9 protein-coding genes are annotated in these 18,070 nt (G+C 47.8%); all 9 read right to left on the reverse strand.

What is annotated here, in order from left to right:
- Positions 1-180: 180 nt before the first annotated feature.
- The 9 genes from ACOJUN_RS12910 to ACOJUN_RS12950 all read right to left on the reverse strand — a co-directional run bounded on the left by ACOJUN_RS12910 (position 181) and on the right by ACOJUN_RS12950 (position 17,855).
- Positions 181-1,767 carry a hypothetical protein gene (locus ACOJUN_RS12910; protein ID WP_422137000.1) on the reverse strand — a complete coding sequence of 529 codons (1,587 nt, stop codon included), beginning with the start codon at positions 1,765-1,767 and terminating at the stop codon, positions 181-183.
- Between the two features lie 605 nt (positions 1,768-2,372).
- Complete coding sequence (locus tag ACOJUN_RS12915) at positions 2,373-4,661, reverse strand: hypothetical protein (protein ID WP_422137001.1); 2,289 nt, start codon at positions 4,659-4,661, stop codon at positions 2,373-2,375.
- Between the two features lie 132 nt (positions 4,662-4,793).
- Positions 4,794-6,149, reverse strand: a complete 1,356-nt coding sequence (locus ACOJUN_RS12920; RefSeq protein WP_422137002.1) for a hypothetical protein — start codon at positions 6,147-6,149, stop codon at positions 4,794-4,796.
- Between the two features lie 269 nt (positions 6,150-6,418).
- A complete protein-coding gene (locus tag ACOJUN_RS12925; RefSeq protein WP_422137003.1) occupies positions 6,419-8,407 on the reverse strand; it encodes a hypothetical protein in 1,989 nt (662 codons plus the stop codon).
- 141 nt (positions 8,408-8,548) lie between these two features.
- Positions 8,549-10,603, reverse strand: coding sequence for a hypothetical protein (locus ACOJUN_RS12930; protein ID WP_422137004.1), 2,055 nt, complete (start codon positions 10,601-10,603; stop codon positions 8,549-8,551).
- Between the two features lie 181 nt (positions 10,604-10,784).
- Positions 10,785-12,917 carry a hypothetical protein gene (locus ACOJUN_RS12935; RefSeq protein ID WP_422137005.1) on the reverse strand — a complete coding sequence of 711 codons (2,133 nt, stop codon included), beginning with the start codon at positions 12,915-12,917 and terminating at the stop codon, positions 10,785-10,787.
- A 187-nt stretch (positions 12,918-13,104) separates the two neighbouring features.
- Positions 13,105-15,189, reverse strand: a complete 2,085-nt coding sequence (locus ACOJUN_RS12940; protein ID WP_422137006.1) for a hypothetical protein — start codon at positions 15,187-15,189, stop codon at positions 13,105-13,107.
- A gap of 214 nt (positions 15,190-15,403) precedes the next feature.
- Positions 15,404-15,706 (reverse strand): hypothetical protein, encoded by a 303-nt coding sequence (locus ACOJUN_RS12945; RefSeq protein WP_422137007.1) that lies wholly within the window; start codon positions 15,704-15,706, stop codon positions 15,404-15,406.
- A gap of 52 nt (positions 15,707-15,758) precedes the next feature.
- Entirely contained in the window at positions 15,759-17,855 is a 2,097-nt protein-coding gene (locus ACOJUN_RS12950) for a hypothetical protein (RefSeq protein WP_422137008.1), read from the reverse strand.
- Positions 17,856-18,070 lie beyond the last annotated feature (215 nt).

Raw genomic sequence — 18,070 nt, forward strand, 5'->3', positions numbered from 1 at the left:
AGCAGTGCAGAAAAGAGTGAGTGTTGAATAATTCTATCCTTGCGTTCTGGTTTACAGAGAGGAAGGATAGATCAAGAAAATCAGCGTGTTTTTCTATTAAAAAACTTCTGCCAGAAACCAGGAGGCTATAGCTGTACAGGGCAAGCCTCACGAAAGGGTTGCAGTCAGACGGTTACTTACTCACTTTGCCGCCTTGCTGAGGTCGTTGTCCGGGTCCCTGTTAGCAGGTCTGCGTTTTCGATGTATTCTTTTGTGATCCGACAGCGCTTTAGCAGTCTTACAGAGCTTTCCGCATGGTCGCTGTTGGCCATCCTTCCCGACCACGGTCAAGTGACAGGCATGTTGCCCCGTGTGTTCTTTTCTTTTGTGATACATCAGGGCTCGAGCATTTCTGCAGACCTTCCCGCATGGCTGCTGCTGACCATCCTCCCCGACTTCTGTGAAGTGACAGGTTTGTTGCACCCTGTGGATGCCACTTTTGTGACACGACAGGTTTTTAGCATTCTTGCAAACTACCCCGCACGGTCGCAGTTGGCCATCCGGCCCGACCAGGGTAACGTCACAGGTTTGTTGCCCGCTGTGGTCTTTCCTTTTGTGATCCGACAGGTTTTTAGCATGCTTGCAAACTTTTCCGCAAGGTTGCGGCTGGCCATCCTGCCCGTCCACGATGACGTCACAGGTTTTTTGTCCGCAGTGGATGTTGCTTTTGTGAGATGACAGGGCTTGAGCATTCTCGCAAACTTCTCCGCAAGGCTGCAGCTGGCCATCCTGCCCGACCATGGTTACGTCACAGAATTGTTCTCCGGTGTGGCTTTTTCTTTTGTGAGCTGACAGGGCTTGGGCGTTTGTGCAGATCTTCCCGCATGATCGCTGCTGACCATCCTCTCCGAGCACTGTTAAGTGACAGGTTTGTTGCACCCTGTGGATGCCACTTTTGTGAGACGACAGGGCTCTGGCATTCTTGCAGACTGAACCACAAAGCTGCGGTTGGCCATCCTGCCCAATGGTGGTTAAGCCACACGTTTGTTGCCCGCTGCGGTCTGAGGTCTGCTTCGTGGCTGTGCGGGAGAGAGGCAGGTTCTGACCTGGTTGGGATGATCCTGTTGTTTGTTGTATTTCTGAAGTCCCTATTGGAGTGGAAGAATTGTTGATGGTCAGTGAGTTTCTGGCATCTTCGAGAGGAGGCTGCTTACGTAGATTGAGTAACCCGTCGATTATAATCATGTCAGCAGAGGTGGCAGGTAAATTCTCAGGCATTCCCGCTTCATCAGGCTGAAAGGGTTGGCAGGAAGCCCGTTGGTACTGACTAGAAGAGAGATCATTCAATGTATCGACAGGCGGGATTTGTCTCGAATCTGTAGCCTTTAAAGAATCAAAATCACTTTTGCAACTCAAGCAGTGACTGTTTGAAAAATGAGGGCGTGAGCTTTGTCCGGGTGCTGCTTCTATGTGGTCTGTCGATTTTTTTTCGGAATTCAGGGGGCATTCAGCGGGCTCACTGCTATGGAACGCTGGTCGGAATCGACAAACGCCATGGCAGGGATGAGTGAAACAATTTAAACCTAAAGTGTGTGAGTTTTGTTCAGGATCTTCATTACCGTTGCCTGAGTCAGAATACAGACGATGAGTGAAATAGCCTGTAGGGTTGTTAGTAGCTTGTGGGGCTTGCTGGCCAGTTGCTTCTGATGACGGGTATTGTGGAGGGTTATGTGCGGAGCCATACATTGTAGTGATGGTCGCAAATGGTTGATTCCTCTGTTTCAACATGGATGTCGCCTGCTGTTCAATCGGGTTATACAGCTGTAAATCAGGTTTCCAAGAGCTTTTTAAAAGCCAGCCGACAATCACTTCTGCGGGTAGCCACGAGTAAGGATTGGAATTTAAGGGCGTGTCTTTGATGGTCAGGATCAGTTCGTAAGCAATTACCAGATTCGCGGCGTTGAACCATTGCCATGAAATCGGTTCAATAATGGTTGTTTTTACCCCGTAATTGCAGGCGTTATGTTGTTTATCGTCAGGCGGTGAGTCTGATCTTGTATAGACATTTGTTTTGGTGATTTCTGACGGGGTGCCCGACGATATATTGGGTTCAGGATGTATAAAAAAGTTTTGCTTTTGAGATCCTGTACCCTGTTCAAGATCGACAGTATAATATCTTGTCCACGGTTCTGCCTGACAGACGACAGAAAACGTAAGTGGCAGAAAAAGCAGCGAAGTAATGAGTAAGTGTTTAATAATTCTATCCTTGAGTTCTGGTTTACAGAGAGGAAGGATAGATCAAGACAATTCGCGTGTTTTTCTATTCAAAAACTTCTGTCAGAAACTAAAGGCTTTACAGGGCAAAACTTCACGAAAAGATTGGAGTCAGATGGTTACTTACTCACTTTACCTTCTTGATGACTGAGTTCATTGTCCAGGTTCCCGTCAGCAGGTTTGCGTTTTCGATGCATTCTTTTGTGATCCGACAGCGCTTGAGCATCCTTGAAAACCTTTCCGCATGGTCGCTGCTTACCATCCTCCCCAATCACTGTCAAGTGACAGGTCCGTTGCTGTCTGTGAAGCCTGGTTTTGTGAGCTGACAGGGTTCTGGCGTTCTTGCAGACTCGCCCGCAAGGCCGTAGCTGGCGATTCTTACCGACGACGGTTTCGTTACAGGTTTGCCGCCCGGTGTGGTGTCTTCTTTTGTGATCCACCAAGGCCTGAGCATTTTTGCAGACCTTCCCGCATGGCTGCGGCTGCTCATTCTCCCCGGCCACAGTTAAGTTACAGATAAGTTTTTCTGTGTGGCATGCTTTCTTGTGATTCAAGAGGGCTTGAAAATTGTTGCAGGTCTTCCCGCACGGCAGTTGCTGGCCAGCTTCCCCAACCACAGTCACGTCACAGGTTTGTGGTCCTGTATGTTCTTTTCTTTTGTGATACGACAGCGTTTTAGCATTGCCAAAGGCTTTTCTGCATGGCAGCTGCTGACCATCCTCTGTGAACACCATCATATCGCAGGTTTTTTTCCTGCCGTGTTCTTTTCCTTTGTGATACAACAGAGTTTGAGCATTTTTGTAAACCTTTTTACATGGCCGCTGCTGACCATCCTCCCCTAACACTATAAAGTCACAGGTTTTTTTCCCGCTGTGGTATCTGCGCTTGTGTCCTGCCAGAGCTTTAGCTGTCCTGCAGAGCTCCCCGCATGGCTCCGGCTGGCCATTCCTGATCACTGTTGTGCGACAGATTTGTTGCACCCTGTGGATGCCGCTTTTGTGAGACGACAGGGCTTTAGCATTCTTACAGACTGCCCCACAAGGGCGCTTCTGGCCATCCTGCCCGACTACGGTTACGCCACAGGTTTGTTGCCCGGTGTGGTATCTTCTTTTGTGATCGGTGAGGGCTTGAGCATTTTTGCAGACAATCCCGCATGGTCGCTGCTGGTTATTCTCCCCGACCACAGTTAAGTCACAGGTATGTTGTCCTGTATGGCTAAACCTTTTGTGAGCTGACAAGGCTTGAGTGCCCTTGAAGATTTTCCCGCTGGGTTGCTGTTGGCCATTCTTCTCGTCTATGGTCACGTCACAGCTTCGTTGCCGAGTGTGGTCTGTGCTCTGTGCTGTGCCTGTCTTGGAAAAGCGAGGTGGGCTCTGACTCAATTGAGATGATTCTGTTGTTTGTTGTGTTTCTGATGTCTCCAATGGAGAGGGCAAATGAGTGAGTGCAGAGGAAGTTGAGGTTTCTTCGAGAGAACTACTTTTACGTAGATTGAGTAACCCGGTGATTATAATCACATCATCGGTAGTGGCTGGTGCCACCTGGGACATTGGCTCATCATCAGGCTGATGAGCCTGAGACTGAAAGGTTTGGCTTTGACTTATGCAATTTAAGCAGTGTCCTTCCAGTAAATGAGGGTGTGAGCTTTGTCCGGGTGCTGCTTCTGTGTAGTTTGTCGAATTTTCTTCGGAATTAAGCATCCATTCAACGGGCCAGCTGTTATCGGATGCTGGTTGGAATTGACAAACGCCATGACAGGGATGGACGAAACAATTTAAACCTAAAGTGTGTGAGTTTTGTTCAGGGCCATCATTACCGTCGCCAGAGTCAGAATACAGAAGATGAGTTGAATAGCCTGTAGGTATGTTATTGGCTTGTGGGGCTTGTTGGACGGATGATTCTGATGACGGGTGTTGTGACGATTTATGTCCGGAGCCAAACATTGTAGTGATGGGCGCAAATGGCTGACCCCCGTGTCTCAATATAGATGCTGCTTGTTGGTCAATCGGGTTAAACAGCAGTAAATCGGGTTTCCAGTAGCTTTTTAACAGCCAGCCGACAATCACTTCTACAGGTAACCATGAATAAGGATTGGAATTTAAGGGCATGTCTTTGATAGTCAGGATCAGTTTATAAGCAATCAGCAGACTAGAAGCGTAGAGCCATTGCCATGAAATCGATTCAATGATAGTGGCTTTTACTTCGTAATCGATGTGTTTATGTCGTTTATAATCAGGCGAAAAATATGATCCTTCATGGACGTTTATTTCGGTGCTGCCTGACGGGATGCCCGACAAAGTACGGCGATCACTCTCTATAAAAAAGTTTTGCTTTTGAGAGCCTTTGCTCTGCTCAAATTTGACAGTAAAACGCACTGTCCATGGCTCGGCCTGACAGACCAAAGACAACGGTAGCAAAAGCAGTGCAGTAAAGAGTAAGTGTTGAATAATTCTATCCTTGCATTCTGGTTTACAGAGAGGAAGGATAGATCAAGAAATAAGTATGTATCTGTGCTTCCCTTATGAGTTTTGGGTGTCAGATCAAAGACTGAAGCTATCGACTTGTCTTAGATCATCAAGCTTGCGTTTACGATGCTTTCTTTTGTGCTTCCTCAGGGCTTTACTATTATTGCAGATCTTTTCGCATGGCCCTTCCAGGCCATCCTCCCTGATCACGGTATAGCCACAGATTTTTTGTCTGGAGTAGTCTTTTTTTATTTTCTGATCCGACAGGGTTTGGCCATCATTTCCGACTATGGCCATGTCACAGACTTTTTGCCTTCGGTATTTTCTTCTGTGATCCAACAGGGCTGACTGACAAGTCGAAGTTAATTCCCGGGGAGCGTAATCATTCCTGAGCATTGATGCGTCATCATTGAGTGTTCCGCCTGTGTCATCTTTAAAGCCAGCCTCGGCACTCATTGGGTCTATAAAGTTGAAGTTGGCTGGGTCGTTATCAATGTCATAGGCCTTTATATCAAACATATTTCCAGAGTCGTATGGATGTTCAATGTCAAAAAGATCACAGGATGTTTCTACAGGTGAGTTTTTTCGGGAATCTTTGTCGTTTACAGGATCAAGATAGCCGATACAGCCTAAGTAGGATTCATGGGGTACATCAGGGCATGAGCTCTGTCTGGTAGATGCTTCTGCCTGACCTGTCTCCAGGGAATTCTGCAAACTTTCATCAGACCCTCTGTTATCGGATAGTGATCGGAATTGACAAACGCCATGACAAGGATCGACGAAACAATTTAAACTCAGCGTATGACGGTGTTGTTGAGGGTCTCCGTTACCTTTGCCTGAGTTAGAATGTAAGGTATGAGAGAAATAGCTTACTGATTGGCTGGTGGCTTGAGGGGGCCGCTGGCTGGAAGATTGTGATGGCTGGTAGTTTGATGGTTTATATCCGGAGTTTAACATCATAACAGTAATCGCAGGCAGGTGGTTCTGACTCGCCTGTTGTGCGATCAGATCAGGTTGTTGTATTCGGTTAAAGAGCGGTGAATCAGCCCTCCAATAGCTATTTAAAAGCCAGCCGACTGTGACAATTATTTCGGCAGGTAACTTTGAATAAAGGGCTAAGCTTAGTGGGTCGTCTCTGGCAATCAGGGTCACTTCGTTAGCAACCAGCAGCTGAGTAGCGCAAAGCAAATGCCAGGAAATTGACTCAATGATGCTTCTGTTTAATTTATAAATAAACGATATATGTCGTGAACTATAGAGCGGCGAATCCGATCCTGAATAGTCGTTTATGTCGGTAGTGACATACGGCTTGCCCGACAATGTGTTCAGGTTATGCTTCATAGAAAAGCCCTGGTTTGGAAAACCTGAATTTTGTTCAGGTTCGACAGTAAAGCGTCCTGTCCAGTGTTTGTCCTGACAGGCGAAAGACATCGAAATTAGCAGCAACAGCGGTGCCGCAAAGAGTGAGCCTTTAATAATTCTGTCCTTGGATTCCTGAATACAGAGAGGAAGGATAGATCAAGAACATAAGCGTGTTTGTTGTGTCTTTAGTGGTCAGGATCAGTTCGTAAGCGATCAACGGGTATGTGGTGTAAAACCATTGCCACGACATCGAATCAATCAGAGGCGACAGGTAACGACAGCAGCAAAAGTGACGCCATAAAGCATGGGTGCTTAATCATTCTATCTTGCATTCTGATTTAGTCATCGTCCTGGTTCGCATCAACAGGCTTGCGTTTTCGATGTTTTCTTTTGTGGTCCGACAGGGTTTCAGCAGGGCGGCGGACCCTCCCGCGTGGCCGCTGCCGGTCATTATTCCGGACCACTATCTCACCCAAGGCTTTTGGCCTGGTGTGGTATTTGCTTTTGTGAGATGACAGGGCATGAGCATTCTTACAGGCCTTCCCGCATGGCTGCTGTTGGCCATCTTCCCCGACTATGGTCACGTCACAGATTTGTTGCCCAGTGTGGATTAAACTTTTGTGATAGGACAGGATCTGAGTATTCTTGCAGACCAACCCGCATGGCTGCGGCTGACCATCCTCCCCGACCAGTATTCCATCACAGGTTTGTTGTCCGCTGTGCACGTCTCTTCTGTGATTAGAAAGGGTTAAAAAATTTTTGCAGATCGTCCCGCATGGTCGCGGTTGACCATCTTCCCCGACTATTTTCAAGTCACAGGTTTTTCGACCACTGTGGAAGTTTCTTTTGTGATCCGAGAAGCTTTTGGTACTCTTGCATACTGTTCCACATGGCTGCAGCAGGCCATCCTCACCAACCACTGTTGCAGCACAGGTTTTTTGTCCGCTGTGGGCATTGCTTTTGTGATTGTACAGGGATGAAAGATTTTTGCAGATCTTACCGCACGGCCGCTGCTGACTATCCTTTCCGGCCACTGTTGCATTACAGGTTTCTTGCCCGCTGTGGTGCATTCTTCTGTGAAGCGACAAGGCCTGAGCATTCTTGCAGACCTTCCCGCATGGCCAGAGTTGGCCATCCTTTCCAATGACTGTTGCGTTGCAGGCTTTCTGTCCGCTGTGGGCTGTGGCTTGATTTGACCCCGTCCGGGAAAGACGAGGCAGATTCTGATCCAATTGGGATGATCTTGGTTGCGTTTCTGAATGTTTAAGCGTAATAAAAAAACCGTCTTCTTGAATAGGAGGCTGTAGATCGGATGCTTTTTGAATGGCCGCAAAACCATGGGTGGTAGTAGGAAAACTCGCGAGTACTGGTGCATCATCATTGAGTGAACCCGCAGCGCCGGTCGTATCGGCGACCCCGTCCAGGGCGACCCCGTCTAAGGCGACCCCGTCTAAGGCGACCCCGTCAATAAAGTTGTCATCAAATAGTCGGTCAGAATCAAAAGGAAGTTGAACATCAGAAAGATCATTCGAAGCTCCAAGGAACAATTTTTCTTGTGAATCTGCCGTGTATAAAAAATCAAAATGACTTACACAATTTAAGCAGTGTCCAATAACTAAGTGGGGACATGAGCTTGCTACGGAATTCGGCGACCATTCAGCGGGTTCTCTGCTATCTGATGATGGTTGCAATTGACAAACGCCATGACAGGGAGAGACGTAACAATTTAATTCCAAGGTATGTGAATGTTGTTGAGGGCCTCTGTTGCCGCCATAGTCATTATTCAGTTGGCTGATGAAAGAGGCTTTAGGGTGAGGGAGAGGCTTTGGGGCTTGCTGCCCGGATGACTTTGATGACTGATATTGTTGCTGGTTATGATCAGAGCCAAACATCACAGTGATGGTAGCAAACGGGTGTGCTCCCACAGATGCTGCTTTTTGTTCAACTGGGCTAAACAGCGGAAAACCGGGGTTCCAATAGCTTTTCAAAAGCCACTCGGCAATGATAGCCACTTCTACAGGTAGCCATGAATAAGGAGTAGAGTAAAGTGTAACATCTCTGGTGGTCAGGGTTAGTTCATAAGCAAACAGCAGGTGAGTGGCGCGAAGCAACTGCCACGAAATCGACTCAACAAGGGGCGTTTTTGTTTCGTAACTGTTTTGTTTATGACGTTTGTTATCAAGCGATGAGCCGGACCTCGCACAGCCGTCGTTGTCGGCAATGTCTGATGGGTTGTCCGGCAATGCAGGTATGACAGGTTTTATAGAAAAGTTCTTTTTTAGAGAGCCTGAATCCTGTCCAGGCTCGACAAAAAAACGTCGTGTCAACGGCTCTTCCTGACAGGTGACAGATAACGAAAGTATCAGCAACAACACTGCTGAAAAGAATATATGCTTAACCATTCTATCCTTGCATTGTCTTTTACAGAGAGGAAGAATAGATCAACTCTTGAAAATGCGAGTGTCAGATCAGGGACTGAACTTGTCATTCTGTTTGACATCAACAGGCTTGCGTTTTTGATGTATCCTTTTGTGATCCGAAAGGGCGAGGGCACTCTTGCAGATCGTCCAGCACGGCCGCTGTTGACCATTTTGCCCGACCACGATCGCATCACAGAATTTTATCTCGCCGTGGTTTCTTCTTGTGTGAATTGATAGGGCGGGAGCACTCTTGCAGACTCTTCCGCATGGCTGATGTTGACCATCCTCCCCGACCACGATCACGTCACAGACTTGCTGTCCGGAGTGGAAGTTTCTTTTGTGATGTGACAAGACTTTGGGATTCTTACAGACCGTTCCGCATGGTCGCTGTTGACCGTCCTTACCGATCACCGTCGCATCACAGGTTCGAATAACACCGTGGACTCTGTCTTTGTGAGATGACAGACATAGATGGTTTTTACAGATCTTTCCGCATGGCTGTAGCCGACCATCCTCTGTGACCACCGTCACCTCGCAGGTTTGTTCCCCTCTGTGGACTCTGCTTTTATGGGTTGCCAGAGACTGAGCACTCCTAAAGACTTTCCCGCATGGCCGTTGCTGACCATCTCCCCTGACCATGGAGAAGACACAAGTCTTTGGCTCGCTGTGATGGCTTTTTTTGTGAGAATACATAGATTGAGCATTCTTGAAGACTTTCCCGCATGGCTGCAGCTGGCCGTCCTCTCTGACTTCGGGCACGCCACAGGTTCGTTGCCCGCTGTGGAATGTGCTTTTATGAGTTGACAGGGCGCTGCTATTCTTGCAGGTCCTCCCGCACGACTGCGGCTGGCCATTTTGCCAAACTACGGTCACGTTGCAGGTTTTTGGTCCGTCGTGATATTTGCATTTGTGTTCAGGCAGATCCTGAGCCCTTTTGCAGACCTTTCCGCATGGCTTTTGCTGCCCATCTCTACCAACCACGGTCACGTCACAGGTTCGTTGCCTGGTGCGGTGTTTGCGTTTGTGACCCGAAAGGGCTCGTTGGAAATGTTTAATTTCATTCACTGGCTTTGACACATCATCATTGACTGGCCCTTTAGGGTCATTGGTGCAGGCGGTCCCTGCAACTGTTGACTCTCTGTAGTTGCAGATATTTGCAGGTGTTTCATTAATGTCATGAGCCTGAAGTAATTGGCCAGAAGTAGATTGGAGTTGAATGGCAGCGAGATTGTTCAATTTTCCTGACGGCGAGAGTTGCTGGGAGCTGGAAGGGTTTGTCGGGTCAAAATGAACTCTGCAACCAAGGCAGTGGCCATCAGCCAAATGAGAGCATGGGCTTTGTCCTGATATTGCTGTGAGGCTTGTCGAACTTTCTTCGAAGTTCGGCAAACATTTAGCGGGCTCTCTGACATCGGATGAGAGTCGGAATTGACAAATGCCATGACAGGGATAAATGTAGCAATTCAAGCCCAGAGTGTGCACGTTTTGTTGAGGGTCCCGGTCACCGCCTCCGGAGCCAGAATTCAAAGAGCCGATTAAAGAGCCTGTAAGTTGCGCAGTGTCATGTGGGACTTGCTGGGCGGAGGATTCTGATGGCTGATGGTGTGGTGACGCACGTCTGGAGCCAAACATCGCAGTGATGATTGCAAACGGGTGGTCCCCCGTTGTTGACATGGAGGCCACCCGTCGTTCAATGGCTTTAAACAGCAGTGAATCGGGACTGCAATAACTTTCTGAAAGCCAACTGATAACGACAACCAGGTCTAAAGGCAACCATGAATAGGGGAGTGAGTCCGGAGGGGCATCTTTGGTAGTCAGGATCAGTTCGTAAGCAACCAGAAGGTGAGTGGCGTAAAGCATAGGCAATAAAATCGATGTAACAAGGGGCGTTTTTATCCCGTAAACGTAAGGTCTGTGTCGTTTGCCATCAGGCGGTAAATCGGAACCTGTGCAGCCGTTGTTGTCGGCAGTGCCTGAAGCTTTGTCCGGTAATGTAGGACGTTCACATTTTATAGAAAAGTTCTGTTTTGGAGAATCAGCATCCTGCTCGAGCTCGACAATAAAACGTCGTGTCAATGGTTCGGCCTTAAAGGCGACTGACAAAGACAATAGCAGTATTAGTGGTGCCGCTAAGAGTGAGTGTTTAATAATCCTATCCTTGCATTCTGGTTTACAGAGATGAAGGATAGATCACCTTATGAGAAGGTGCGGGTGTCAGATTATGGACTGAAGCCGAAGTCTATGAAGCTATTTGCCAGGAGCCTGTCGGACTTGAGCATCCTCTCTACGGGCGCTGTCCTCTGTCAGCCTCCTGGTCAACATCAACAGGCTTGTGCTTTCGATGTACCCTTTTGTGATTGTTCAGGGCTTGAGCAGTGTTGCAGACCTTCCCGCATGGCTGCGGCTGACCATCCTCCCCGACTACGGTCACTTCACAGGTTTTTCGCCCGGTATGGTATTTGCTTTTGTGAGATGACATAGCCTTGGCATTCCTACAGGCCTTCCCGCATGGCTGCTGCAGGCCATTTTTTCCGACCACGGTCAGGTTACAGATTTGTTGTTCACAGTGATCTCTTCGATTGTGACTCATAAGGGTTCTGGTATTACTGAAGACTTTTCCGCATGGTTGCTGCTGGCCATCCTCCCCAACCATGGTCACGTCACAGGTTTGTTGCCCGCTGTGGTATTTTGTTTTGTGAGCCGACATGGCTTGAAGACTCTTGCAAACTCTTGCACATGGCTGCGACTGGCCACTCTTCACAACCACTGTTGCCCGACAGGCATATTCTTTGGCGTGGGCTCTTCTTTTGTGATCCCTCAGGGCAATGACATTATTGCAGACCTTCCCGCAGAGTCGCAGCTGGCCATCCTTCCCAAACACGCTTATGTCACAGCTTTGTTGTCCGGTGTGGTCTCTTTGTTTGTGTCTCGACAGGGTTTGAGCATTCTTGCAGACGGCCCCACATCGGCGCGACTGGCCATCCTCCGCGACCAGAATCTCGTTGCAGGTTTTTTGCCCGCTATGGTAACTGCTTTTGTGAGCCGACAGAGATTGAGCATTCTTGAGGACGAGCCCACATGGCCGTGACTGGCCATCTTTTCCGATCAGAATCTTGGTGCAGGTTTTTTGCCCGGTATGGTAACTGTATCTGTGAGCCGATAGAGATTGAGCATTCTTGAAGATGGCCCCACATGGCCGCAACTGGCCATCTTTTCCCACTGTTGTTACGTCACAGGTTGGTTGTCTTCTGTCGTTTTTGGCATTTATTGCGCCTACCGGGGAAAGATGAGGTTGGTCATCATCCGGTTGGGATGATTCAGTAGTTGATCCAGGTATTTCTGAATAATCAGGCGTTGAGGAAAAAACGGACTCTCTGAGAAGATCATATAGATCGCTTGAGCCATTAATGTCCATTAAATGGTCAGCGGTGTAAGGCCAATTCCCGGGCATTGGCAATTCATCATTAAATGGTTCGGCAGCATTTGTTGTAGAAGCGATTCCATTTAATGTGATCCCGTCTACAGAGTTGCCAGCAAATACTGGGTGTGAATTGAATAGGGGTTGTATATCAGAAAAATCATTCAGTATTTCAGGAAGCGGGTCTTCCCGGGAGTCTTCAGCAGTCTCCGGATGACAAAGATCTATGTAATCCAGGCAGTGTCCATTAGCCAGATGAGGTGAGCTTCCTCTGTAATCCAGTGGCTGTTCAGATAACTCGCAACTATCGAATGATGGTCGGAATATGCAAACGTTATTACAGGGATAGACGTAGCAATTTAAATTCAGCGTGTGTTGGTGTTGTTCAGGGCCCTCGTCACCATTGTCAGAGTCAGGATACAGGAGGTTGCTGAAATAGCCTTTAGTGAAGGTGAGTTTTTCCCTGGTGTTTTGGCCGGATGATTCTGATGACTGGTATTGTGCTGAGTTCTTTCCAGAGTCAAGTGCTGAAGTGATGACCGCAAACAGACGATCCTCCCATGTCAGAATAAATGAACAATGTCGTACAATAGGGCTAAACAATGGTGAATCGGGATTCCAGTCACTTTTCAAAAGCCAACCGATAGCGACAACCAATTTTACAGGCAGGCATAAATATGGTTTGGAGATCATTAGGGTGTCTCTGGCAGTCAGGATCAGTTCACAGGCAACCAGCAGCTGGGTGGCATAAAGCCATTGCCACGAAATCGACTCGGGAATGGTCGATTTTATTTCGAAACTGAGAAATATTTGTCGTTTATTCTCGGGTAGCGAAAAGGAGCCTGTACAGATGGTATTGCAGTCCGTGCCTGACAGGCTGCCCGGCAATGTATGACAGTCACACTTGGAAAAGCTCTGTATTGGAGAGCCTGAATTCTGTTCAAGCTTAACAGAAAAACGTTCTGTCGACGGTTCGGCCGGACAGAAGACAGACCGCAACAGAAGCAACAACACCTGTGCTGCGAAGAGTGTATGTTTAATAATTCTATCCTTGCCTTCTGGTTTAAAAAGCGAAGGATAGATCAAGAAAATAAGCGTGTTTTTCTGCTGAAGTTCTTCTGTTAAAAAAACTCTGTCAAAAGCCAAAGGTTTTAGGAGGCAAAACCTCATTAAAGAGTGTTTCAGATCAAGGATTGGGGCTATCCTCCAGACCATCAAACTTGAGTTTTCCATGTGAACATTTGTGAATTGCCAGGGAAAGAACACTTTTGTAGACTTTTCCACATGGCCGTTGCTGGCCATCCTTGGCGACCACTATAAAGTTACAGGTCTTTTTCTTGGCGTGGCATCCTCTTATGTGTTCAAGCAGGGTCAGGGCACTCTTGCAGACCTTCCCGCACGGCCTGGGCTGACCATCCTCTGCGATCACTATTGTTTCACAGGTTTTTTGCTCGCTGTGATTTCTTCTTTTATGATCCGACAGGGCCCTGGCATTGCTGAGGATCTTCCCGCATGACTGCAGCTGGCCATCCTCCCTGACCACTCTGAAGTCACAAGTTTTTTGCCCGGTGTGTTTTCTTCTTTTATGATCGGAAAGAGCTTTAGCGCTCTTGCAAACCTTTCCGCATGGCTGCGGCTGGCCATCCTCTCCGGTTACGGTCGTGTTACAGGTTTGTTGCCGACTATGCCCTCTTCTTTCGTGATCCAACAGGGATTTATAAGACCTGCAGACCTTACCGCATGGTCGTTTCTGACCATCCTCCCTGACCACGGTCATGCTACAGGTTTGTTCTCCGGTGTGTTGGCTTATTTTGTGATACGACAGGGCTTTAATATTCCTAAAGACCATCCCACATGCTCGCTGCTTGCCATTCTTACCGACCACGGTCAGATAACAGATTTTTTGCCCCCTGTGGATTCTGTTTTTATGAGATGACAGATATTTAGCATTCGTGAAAACTTTTCCGCATGGCTGTGGCATATTATCCTGACCGATTACTGTCAAGTCACATATTTCCTGCCTGGTGCGGATGTTGCCTCTGTAATTCAACAGGTTGTATTGGCAATGTTCAGCCAATGACGGGGTGAACCAGTTAGTAACCGAAGCAGTGGCTCCTTCGAGAAGATTATTTGGGTCGAGTGACCTGCTAATGATTGCAAAACCGTCAGCGCCGGAAGACAAATTCCCTGCCATATCATCATGGAGTGGTGCGGGAGTCTTGGTTGCACAGATTGCTCCAGCAACCATTGACTCTGAGGTGACTCCGATTAAGGCGACTTCGTTTGTATAGTTGCTGCTATTGTCGGGCTTGCCACTAATGTCGTGGAGCAGTGGCTCTGATAGTGGGGCAGAATCGAATGGGAGTTGGATGTCAGGGAGATAGTTTGACGTGTAGAAAAGCGAGTTTTGTTCGGGATGTATAGCGTCTTCAGAATATGAATAGTCTATGCAACCAAGACAGTTTCCATCAGCTAAATGAGGGCATGAGCTTTGTCCTGGTATTGCTCCTGTTTGGCCTGCTGCACTCTCTTTGGAATTCATCATCCATTCAGCGGGCCATCTGCTATCGGATGGTAGTCGCAATCGACAAACACCGAGGCAGGGATAAACGAAACAATTAAAATCCAAAGTATGCAGCTGTTGGTCAGGACCTCCGTTATCGCCGCCATACTTGTTATTCAGTGGGGGGGTCGAATAGCCCGCAGGGTGGCTAGTGGCTTGCGGGGCATGCTGCCTCGATGATTCTGATGGTTGGCATTTTTGTAGGTCATGTCTGGAGCCAAACGTCATCATGGCTGAAAACGGCTGTCCCCACTGTGTCAACATAGAAGTCGACTGTAGTTCAATCGGGTTAAGCAGTGGTGAATCGGGGTGCCAATAGTTTTTTATAATCCAGATCGCCGCTATAGTCGCCTCTGCGGGTATCCATGAATAAGGTGTGGTGCTCAGGGGGGTGTTTTTAGTAGTCAGCATCAGTTTGTAGGCAGCCAGCAGCTCGTTGGCAGAAAGCAACTGCCAGAAAACCGACTCAATAAGTGTTGTTTTCAGACTGTAACTGTAGTTATTGTATCGTTTAATTTCGGGTGGCAGATCTGGTTCTGCATAGTGGTTTCTGACGGCAACATTTGAAGGTTCATTTGGTAATATATGCCAGACCTGTCCGATAGAAAAGCTCTCATTTGGAGAACCTGAATCTTGTACAAACTCGACAACGAGAGGTCCTGACCACGGGCTAGTCTGGCTGATGACGGGCAACGACAATAGCAGCAACAGCGTTGCCGCAAGGAGTGAGAGATTAATAATCCTATCCTTGCATCATGGTTTTTCAGAAAGGAAGAATAGATCAAGAAAATAAACGTGTTCATCTGTCAAAATCTTTCCGTCAGAAAAACTCTGTCAAAAACCAAAGGTTGTAACGGGAAACACCACTCTTGCAGACTTTCCCCCATGGACTCTGCCCCCATCCTGCCCAACTTCAGTCAAGTCACGGATTTATTGTTGGGAGTGATATTTTTTTGTGATACGACAGGGCTCTGGAGTTCTTACAGACAGTCCCGAATGACTTCGGTTGTTCATCCCCTCTGACCAGGAGCACGTCACAGATTTTTTTCCTGATGTGGGGTCTTCTTCTGTGATCAAACAGGGCTCTGGCATTGTTGAAGACTCTGCCGCATGGCTGCTGTTGACCGTCCTCTCTCAACAAGATTAAGTCACAGATTTGTTGTCCGCTGTGGGTGCTTCTTTTGTGATCCGTCAGGACGCGAGCATTCTTGCAAAATGGGAGCATGAGTCTTGTCCGGGTGTTGCTCCTGACTGAGAGGACTGCATTGAAGCCATTACTAATCCAGATCAAAAGGCTTGTGTTTTAGATGTATTCTTTTGTGATCCGACAGGGCACCTTTGCTTTCGAAAGCCATTCCGCATGGTCGCTGCTCTCCATCCTCCCCAACTATGGTTATTTCACAGGTTTGTTGCCCTCTGTGGTATCTTCTTTTGTGAACCGTTAGAGATCTGAGATTGCTGCTTATTTTGCCGCATGGCTGCCGTTGACCATCCTTTCCCACCAAGCTTAGGTTACAGGTTTGTTGCCCGCTGTGGTCTTTTGCTTTGTGATAGTACAGGGTTCTCGCATTTTTGCAGACCATTCCGCACAGTCTTTGTTGGCCATCCTCCCCGACCATGTCCAGGTCACAGGTTTTTTGTCCGCTGTGATAACCGCTTTTGTGAGCCGACAGGGCATGAGCACTCCTGCAAACCAATCCGCATTGCCTTGGCTGGCCATCCTTCCCAGTCACTATTACCTCACAGGTTCGTTGCCCGCTGTGGGTGCTTCTTTTGTGAGTCGACAGGCTATTAGGGTTCTTGAAGACCTTCCTGCATTGCTGTGGCTGGCCATCTTCTCCGACTATTTTTACGTAGCAGATTTGCTGCCCGCTGTGCTCTCTTCTTTTGTGTTCTAAAAGGAACTGATAGTTCTTGCAGACTAGCCCACATGGCTGCCGCTGGTTATTTGCACCAAGCATTGTTGCCGAGCAGGTTTTTTTCCCTGAGTGGACTCTTTTTCTGTGATTCGACAAGGTTTTGGCATTCTTGAAGACCTTCGCGCATGGTTTCTGCTGGCCATCCTCCTTGACCACGTTCACATCACAGACTTTTTGTCCGGTGTGGCCTTTGCTTTTTGGATCTGAAGGGGCCTGTTCAGTGTCTGTCGAGGTAAGATGAGGTTGGCGTTGACTCAATGGGGAAGATTCAGCATTGGTTTGTTGTGTTTCTGAAGTTTCCACTGGAGGTGGCAGGTGCGGGAGCATAGAGGAAAACCCGGCTTCTTCGGGAAGACTCTGCAGATAAGATCCACTAACAACCGCAGAATGATGAGCGTTGGATGGCCAGTAGCCGGGTATTGGCACATCATCATTGAGTGGCCCGGTCACATTAGTTGTTGAGTCTGGCCCTGCATTCATTAAGTCTATAGAGTTGAAGCTATGGGTCGGGCTGCTATCAATGTCATAGGCCTGTAAGTCAAACTGTCGACCAGAATCGAATGGGCATTCAATGTCAGAAAGATCGTCTAATGTTACGAAAGTCGAGTTTTGTTGGGTATCTATAGCATTTACAGGAACAAAATAACAGGTGCAAGTCAGACAGTATCTATTAGCGAAATGAGGGCATGAACTCTGTTTGGATATTGCTTTTGAGTGACCTGTGGAACTTTCTCCGGAATTCAGCGGCCATTCAGCGGGACCGCTGTTATCGGAAGAGGGACGGAATTGACAAACGCCATTACAGGGATAAACGAGACAATTTACACCAAAAGTGTGTAAGTGTTGTTGAGGGTCTTCGTTACCGTCGCCAGAGTCAGAGGACAGTGGATCAGTAAAATAGCTCGCAGGTTGGGTGGTGGCTTTTGGGGTCTGCTGCCCCGGTGATTCTGATGGCTGGTACTGTGGTGGGTTACGTTCGGAGCCAAACATCGTAGTGATGGTTGCAAAGGGCTGATCCTGACTCGACTCATGTTGTTCAATCGGGTTAAACATTGGTGAATCAGGGTTCCGGGTGCTTTTTAGAAGCCAAGCGACAACAATAGTCGTTTCTAAAGGTGGCCATGAATAAGGCTCTGACTTAAGAAGAGCGTCCTGAACGGTCAAGATCAGTTCGAAAGCAACCAGCAGGTCAGCAGCGTAAAGCCATTGCCATGAAATTAATTCAATAATGCTCGAATCGCCATGCCTGTGTCGTTTGTCATCTGGTGGTGAAGCTGCTCCGGTATAGCCGTCTATGTCGACAGTGTCTGACGGGTTTCCCGCTAGTGTTAGTCGGTTACGCTTTATGGAAAAGCCCTGTTTTGCCGAACCTGAATTCTTTTCAAGTTCAACAGCAAAGCATCCTGTCCACAGTTTAGCCTGACAGGCGAGAGACAGCGACAGTAGAAGCAACAAAGGTGCCGCAAAGAGTGAGTGTTTAATAATTCTATTCTTGCATTCTGACTACAGATAGGAAGGATAGATCAATAAAATAAGTGCGCTTTCCTGTCAAAGTTTTTTTACAAAAAAAAACAAAGGTTGCACCGGTTAAAATCTCATGAAAGGGCGGGTGTCAGACTAAGGACAGCCATCGTCCCGATCGACATCAACATGTTTGCGTTTTAGATGCT

It is taken from the genome of Endozoicomonas sp. ALD040, from assembly GCF_049275945.1.
Taxonomy (GTDB): domain Bacteria; phylum Pseudomonadota; class Gammaproteobacteria; order Pseudomonadales; family Endozoicomonadaceae; genus Endozoicomonas_A.